Annotated in this window: 4 protein-coding genes; 2 read left to right on the top strand and 2 right to left on the bottom strand. The window is 69.5% G+C overall.

Going from position 1 to position 7,239, the window contains the following annotated elements:
* Positions 1-141 precede the first annotated feature (141 nt).
* The gene (locus ABZV40_RS36910; RefSeq protein ID WP_355452706.1) at positions 142-2,496 is read left to right on the top strand and encodes a LuxR C-terminal-related transcriptional regulator; all 2,355 of its coding nucleotides are present in this window, start codon (positions 142-144) and stop codon (positions 2,494-2,496) included.
* A 123-nt stretch (positions 2,497-2,619) separates the two neighbouring features.
* Positions 2,620-3,711: an RICIN domain-containing protein gene (locus ABZV40_RS36905; RefSeq protein ID WP_355452703.1), complete on the top strand. Its 1,092-nt coding sequence runs from the start codon at positions 2,620-2,622 to the stop codon at positions 3,709-3,711.
* A 51-nt stretch (positions 3,712-3,762) separates the two neighbouring features.
* On the opposite strand, the gene ABZV40_RS36900 is transcribed toward ABZV40_RS36905, so the two are convergent.
* The gene (locus tag ABZV40_RS36900) at positions 3,763-5,187 is read right to left on the bottom strand and encodes an RICIN domain-containing protein (protein WP_355452700.1); all 1,425 of its coding nucleotides are present in this window, start codon (positions 5,185-5,187) and stop codon (positions 3,763-3,765) included.
* Positions 5,188-5,207: 20 nt separating this feature from the next.
* A complete protein-coding gene (locus ABZV40_RS36895; RefSeq protein WP_355452697.1) occupies positions 5,208-7,118 on the bottom strand; it encodes an alpha-L-fucosidase in 1,911 nt (636 codons plus the stop codon).
* Positions 7,119-7,239: the final 121 nt, after the last annotated feature.

The raw sequence follows: 7,239 nt of genomic DNA, 5'->3' as shown, positions 1-7,239 counted from the left end.
CACCCCCATTTGGTGTGATTATGCGCACGTTATTCGACTTCAGGTGGATGAAGGCGCCCTTCATCCACGCAAAGGTCACGCTTGGCCGGGCAAGCCGGACACGACTTCGCCGGGGCTCTGCGAGAGTGTCCGAACCGTTGCGTGTCTCCCACTGCGAGGTGGGAGCCGGACCGTTACGGTGCGTGTGTGGGCGCCGTCGTCCGGAGGAGAACCTCAGGTCTTCCTCTGGAGTTGAGCAGCTTCGTCGGCCGTCGGAAAGAGGTCGACGAGGTGAAGCGCCTCCTCTCGTCGTCACGCTTGGTCACACTCACCGGACCGGGCGGAGTCGGCAAGACCCGGCTGGCCCTGGAGGTGAGCCGCGTCGTGCACCGGGCCTTCCCGGACGGCGTGGTCCTGGTCGAGCTGGACCAGCTGCGCGACGCGGAGCTCGTGGCGAACGCCGTGGCGCTGGCGGTGGGTATGCGCGAGGCGGGCCGCACGTCGTTGGAGATGCTGATCGACTACCTGGCGGCGCGCCGGTTGCTGCTGGTGCTCGACAACTCCGAGCACCTGGTCGACGCCGTCGCCGAGCTGTCCCACGCGTTGCTGCAGACCTGTCCCGAGCTGAGGATCCTCGCGACGAGCCGGGAGTGCCTGGGCATCGCGGGCGAGGTGGTCATGCCGGTACCGCCGCTCACCCTGCCCGCCGTGCGCGGGCCGCTCGCGGAGCAGGACCTGAGCAGCTCCGAGGCGGTGACGCTGTTCGTGGAACGGGCGGCGTCGGTGCGGCTCGGCTTCACCGTGAACGCCGCCAACGGGGACGTGGTCGCCGAGATCTGCCAACGGCTGGACGGCCTGCCGCTCGCGATCGAGCTGGCGGCGGCACGGGTGCGGGCGTTGTCGGAGAAGGACATCCTCGCCCGGCTGGTGGACCAGCCGGCGATGCTGACCGCGGGACGGCGCCGGCTGCCCGCGCGGCAGCAGACGCTGCGCTCGTGCATCGAGTGGAGCCACGGCCTGTGCTCCGACCGGGAGAAGCTGCTCTGGGCGCGGTTGTCGGTGTTCCCCGGCGGGTTCGAGCTCGACACCGCGGAGGCCGTGTGCGCCGGCGCCGGGCTCGCCGCGGAGGACGTGCTGAGCACCGTGGCCTCGTTGCTGGACAAGTCGATCCTGGTCGCCGAGCAGCACGGCGACGTGATGCGCTACCGGATGCTGGAGACCATCCGCGAGTTCGGCGTGGAACAGCTCAAGGAGACCGGCGAGCACGACCGCCTTCTCCTGGCGCACCGCGACTTCCACCTCGGCCTGGTCGACCGGGCCAACGCCGACTGGGTGAGCTCCCGGCAGGTGGACTGGTTCGCCCGGCTCGACCGCGAACACGCCAACGTGCAGGCGGCCGTGGACTACTGCCTGCGGCAACCGGGAGAGCTGGACGCCGCGTTCCGGTTGCTGGCGGGGCTGTTCCACTTCTACTGGTGGGGTCGCGGATGGGCCAGGGAGGGCCGGTTGTGGCTGGCGCGGGCGCTCGACCGGCCGAGCCCGCCGTCCGCGCTGCGGGCGAGAGCCCTGCTCACCGACGGCAGTCTGGCGTCCGCGGACGGCCAGTTCGACGTCAGCCGGCAGCGCCTCGCCGACGCCAAGGCGGACGCCGCGATCCTGGCCGACCCGACCATCGCGGCCTTCGCCGACTGGGTCGAGGGCAGCGTCGACCTCTACAGCGGTGACCTGCCGGCCGCGATCGCGGTGTTCGAGCGGGGCCTCGCGACGCTGCCACCCGGAGTCGACGTGCCGCGCCGCCTCGACCTGATGCTGAGCTACTCGAGCGCGGTGGGACTCGTCGGTGACGTCGCCCGCGCGACCGCCTGCCACGAGGAGTGGCTGCGGCTCACCGAACCCGCGGGGGAGCGCTTCCACCGCTCGTACGCGCTGTGGAGCATCGGGTTGTTCGCGATGGCGCAGGGCGAGCACGACCGGGCCGCCGAGCTGTACCGCGAGAGCATCCGGCTGCGCCGCGACATCCGCGACCTCACCGGCATCGGCTGGTCGACGGAGTCGTTGTCGTGGGTCGAGTCCGCGCTGGGACACGCGGAGCCGGCGGCCGCGCTGCTCGGTGCGGCCGACCGGATCTGGGAGATCATGGGCCGGCCGCTGCGCACCTACCAGCACCTCTACCCGTACCACGAGGAAACCGAGCGGGTGTCGCGGGAACGGTTGGGGGACAAGGGGTTCGAGGAGGCGTTCGGGCGCGGCCGGGCGATGGACGTCGACGACGCCATCGCGTTCTCCCTGAACGAGCAACCGGCTGTCGCTGCACCGGTGGAGCCACCGGCCGTGCTGACCAGGCGGGAGCGCGAGATCGCCGACCTCATCGCCGAAGGGCTGACCAGCCGGCAGATCGCGGAGCGGCTGGTGATCTCGGTGCGGACGGCGGAGACGCACACCGAGCACATCCTCGCCAAGCTCGGGTTCCGGTCCAGGGTGCAGGTCGCGACGTGGGTGTCCCAGCGGCGTTCGTGAGCGGCACTCATGTGAGCGTTAACAGTATTTGTCTCAAATGGACTTGCTCTTGACGTCCGCCTGGCGAATTGGCCAGTGTTAACGCTAACGCAACGACGCGCTCACCTGGGACAGGAGTACCTGATGCAGGTCACGTTACGACGGCTCATCGCTTGTGCGGCCGCAGTGCTCACCGCCACGCTGTCCGCCGCCGCACCGGCGGTCGCGGAGTCCAACGGCGGCACGCGGATCATGCCGCTGGGCGACTCGATCACCGACGGCACGCAGGTGCCGGGCGGCTACCGCATCGGTCTGTGGCAACGGCTCTCGGCCGCGAACTACCGGGTCGACTTCGTCGGCTCGCAGTTCAACGGCCCCAGCTCACTGGGCGACCACGACCACGAGGGCCATCCCGGCTGGCGGATCGACCAGATCGACGCGAACATCGTCAGCTGGCTCGGCAGCACCAGCCCCCGCACGGTGCTGCTGCACATCGGCACCAACGACGTGCTCCAGAACCACGACGTGGCGAACGCGCCCGCACGGCTGTCCGCCCTGGTCGACCGCATCACCGCGACCGTGCCGAACGCGGACGTGTTCGTCGCGACGATCATCCCGATCACCAACGAGAGCCAGGAGTCCCTCGGCCGCGCGTTCAACGCCACGATTCCCGGCATGGTGCAGAGCAAGGTGAACGCGGGCAAGCGCGTGCACCTGGTCGACATGCACTCCGCGCTCACCACCGCCGACCTGATCGACGGCGTCCACCCGACCGCCACCGGCTACGACAAGATGGCCGCGACCTGGTACGCCGCCCTGCGTTCCGTGCCCGGCAGCATCGGTGACCCCGTGAGCAGCCGGCAGATCGTCGGCGTGCCTTCCGGCCGTTGCGCCGACGTCCCCGGCGCGACGACGACCAACGGCACGCAGGTCCAGCTCTGGGACTGCCACGGCGGCAGCAACCAGAGCTGGACCTACACCTCCGGCAAGCAGTTCGTGGTCTACGGCAGCAAGTGCCTGGACGCCTCCGGTGCCGGTACCGCCAACGGCACCAAGGTGGTGATCTGGGACTGCACCGGCGGCGCGAACCAGCAGTGGAACGTCAACGCCAACGGCACGATCACCAGCGCGCAGTCCGGCCTGTGCCTGGACGCCAACGGGGCCGGTACCGCGAACGGAACCCAGCTCATCCTGTGGTCCTGCGGGAGCCAGTCGAACCAGCAGTGGCGGTCCTGACCACCTGAGAAGCCGGGAAGCCTTGACACCTCAAGGCTTCCCGGCTCCCGGTCACACCGCGCGGCGCGCGAACTGCTGGTTGGTGCCGCTGCCGCAGGTCCACTGGATCAGCTTGGCGCCATCGGCCGTGGACACGTCCGAGACGTCGAGACACTTGCCGCTGTGCCGGGCGACCAGGCGGTAGTAGCCGTTGCCCTGGTCCTGGAACGACCACTGCTGGTTCGTGCCGCTGCCGCACCGGTACTGCAGGACGGTGGCGCCGTCCGCGGTCGATCCGCTGGACACGTCGAGGCACTTGCCGCTGTGCTGCGCGATGACCTGGACGTAGCCTCCGCCCGCGTCGGTCAGCCGCCACTGCTGGTTGAGCCCGCCACCGCAGGTGTACTGCAGGACCGACGCGCCGTCCGCGGCCGAGTTGCTCGTGACGTCCACGCACTTGCCGCTGTGCCTGGCCACGAGGTTGTAGTACGGGCCGCCGCCGACGCCGGTGACCGTGCCCGCCGCGGTGTCGATGGAGAGCTGCGGGTACCACGGCAGGACCATGGTGTTGTTCTTGGGGAAGGCGATCGGCAGCCAGACGTACTGCGAGTCGTTCACCGTGCCGCCCGTCGAGTTGCCCCACCGGTCGCCCAGGTACAGGTACGAGGTGCCCGACATGCCCTGGACGGGCAGGACGTACGCGGTCTGCGAACGGTAGGTGGTGTCGTTGCCCGCGTCCGCCATCGCGGTCCACGGACCGGCGAGGCTGGTGGCGGTGGCGTAGCGCTGCTGGTTCGGGTTCCAGCCGCTGGTGCCCGAGGTCAGCATGAAGTACACCCCGTTGCGCTTGAACAACGCCGGTGCCTCGCGGTAGCTGCCCGGCCACGGGTTCGCGACCAGGGCGTCGTAGCCGGTGTAGTCCGCGGTGAGCCGGTAGATGCTCAGGTCGGCGTTCCCGGCTGTGGCGGTGATCTGGTACGCGGTGCCGTCGTCGTCGGTGAACAACGTCTGGTCCCGGGACGTCGTGCCGCTCGGCGGCCGGAAGCTGCCCAGCCACGTGTAGTCGCCGTCGACGGTGTCGGAGACGGCGACCGCGGCGCGGGCCTCGTTGTAGTCGGTGGCGTTCTCCTTGTGCATCCACATCACGTACTTGTGCGTGGCGCTGTTGTAGATGACCTTGGGCCGTTCGATGTTGGCCGACCGCAGTTCCGCGGCACTCGACTGCCTGAGCGCGTCGTTGCGGAACTCCCAGGTCTTCAGGTCGGTCGAGCGGTAGACCGAGACGGCCTTGAAGCTGTTGTCGGGATTGCGGTTCTCGCCGAACCAGTAGTAGTAGTCGCCGACTTTCAGCACCCCGCCGCCGTGGGCGTGCACGACGGCCCCGGCGGTGTCGGTGAACTGCGTGGCGTTGGTGATCACGACCGGTGCGGCCGAGGCGGGGACGGCGGTCACCACCAGGGTGAGCAGGCCGGCGAGCGCGGCGATTCTGCGGAACATCGTTGGTCCTTCCTGGAAAGCTACAGCTCGGCGATCGGCCGGTCGTAGACCTCGAAGTTGCGGATGGACGCCCAGCTCCCGGACGGCAGACCGGTCACCGTCACCCGCACGTACCGCGCCCTGGCGCTGAACACGGCGGTCTGGACCTGGCTGGTGCTCGTGGTGGCGGTCCGGTCGGCCAGCGCCGTCCAGGTCGTGTTGTCGGCGGAACCCTCGACGCGGTAACGGTAGTTGGTCGCGTCGCGCTCCCAGGCGATCCGCACGCCGGTGATCGACCTGATCGAGCCGAGGTCGACCTTGAGCCAGTGCCCGGTGTTGCCGTCGTTCGCGCACCAGCGGGTCGAGGTGGACGCGTCGACGGCCTTCGCCGCGGTGTTGCCCTTGCCGCTCTCCTCGCTGCTGGCCGTGGCGGTCCGGCCCGCGGCGATGTCGGCCGGCTGCACGGACCGGTCGAGCGTGACCCCGACGACGCTGTCCTCGGGGTGGCGGGTGCGGTTGATGCCGGTGATCGTCACCTGCCCCGAGCTCACCGCGTAGGACAGGGCGGTGCCGGAGGCGACGTCGAAGACCCTGCTCACCCGGGCGTCGCCGATCGACGGCGTGGTGAAGCTCGTGCCGCTGTAGCCGGGCAGCAGGTGCACGTAGAACGTGTTGCCGTTGCTGGTGAAGCCGTACTGGCCGTCAACGGGTTCCCACGGGCCGCCGCGGGTGCCGTAGACCGACGAGCCGTACGTCGACAGGTAGGCGCCGATCTGGCGCATGAGGTCCGCCTGGGTCGGCGGCACCACGCCGGTCCGGTCGGGGCCGACGTTGACGAGGCAGGTCATGTTCCGGACCCACGCGTTGACCAGGACGTTCATCGTGTCGCGATAGGACATCGCGGTGTCCCCGGTGTAGCCCCACGCCCCGCCGACGCTGAAGCACTTCTCGGCGACCTTGCCCGCGCGGATCGGGCCGGTGGGCACCGAACCGCCCTCCTCGCTGGTGTAGTCGCCGATCCAGCCCGAACGCGAGGTCGTGACGATGTCGGGCTGATGTGCGCGCACGAGCCCGGTCAGGCCGAGCGGCTTGCCGGTGGCGGGGTCGTTCTCGCTGTAGGCGGCGTCGACCGGCCACTGGTTGGCGGTGTCGCGCGACTGGCCGGGCTCCCAGAAGAAGGCGCCGTCCGCGTCGGTGCCCTGCTCGGCGACCCAGCCGCCGTCCCACCAGAAATCGTCGATCACGCCGTACTGCGTGACCAGCTCCCGGACCGCCTGGTACACCTCGGTCTTCAGGATCCGCGCGTTCTCCTTGTGCGCGGCATCGGTGGTGTAGCCCCACGGGTTCGACGCGCAGTTCGTGCCGGTCACGTCGTAGTAGCCGGGATAACGCCAGTTGATCGGCGAGTAGTAGAGGCCCACCTTGAGCCCGGCGGCCCGCACGGCGGCCACGTAGTCCTTGACGAGGTCGCGGTTCAACGGTGCCTGCGCCGAGGTCCACGCGTTGGGGTGCGCGCTCGGGAACAGCGCGAACCCGTCGTGGTGGCGCGTGGTCAGCACGGCGTACTTCGCGCCCATGTCCTTGGCCAGCTGCGCCCAGGTGCCTGGGTTGTAGGCGCTGGCGGTGAACTGCTCGTTGGTGGCGTCGGTGACGTACTTGCGGTAGTTCGCGGGCGTCACGGCCGCGTTGTGCATGTACCACTCGCCCTTGGCCGGGCCCGCGTACGGGCCCCAGTGCAGGAACAGGCCGAGCTTGGCGTCCTGCAGCCACCGGACCTTGGCGTCGGACTGCTGTTCGACCCCCAGGTCGACCTTCGGGATGCGCAGGGGCGGGAGCGGGACGGGCGTGGCCGGGGTGGCGGCCTGTGCCGGTGTGGCGAGGACTTGGTCGGCGGTGGTGGCGACGACGAGCGCGCCCGCTATCAGGCTGCGGCGACTGATGCCTTCAGGCATGCCGAGAACTCCGATCTCTCAACGTCCAGCAGGCGTTGGTCGCGAGAGATTCGCATTCTTTTCCACGCTACAGCAACAGTTTGCGCAATGTTGTTTGTTCGCGAAGTGAATGTGCCATTCG

Origin of the sequence: Lentzea sp. NPDC004782, assembly GCF_040609115.1 — a bacterium.
GTDB lineage: Bacteria > Actinomycetota > Actinomycetes > Mycobacteriales > Pseudonocardiaceae > Lentzea.
This window is presented reverse-complemented; position numbering and strand designations above follow the sequence as displayed.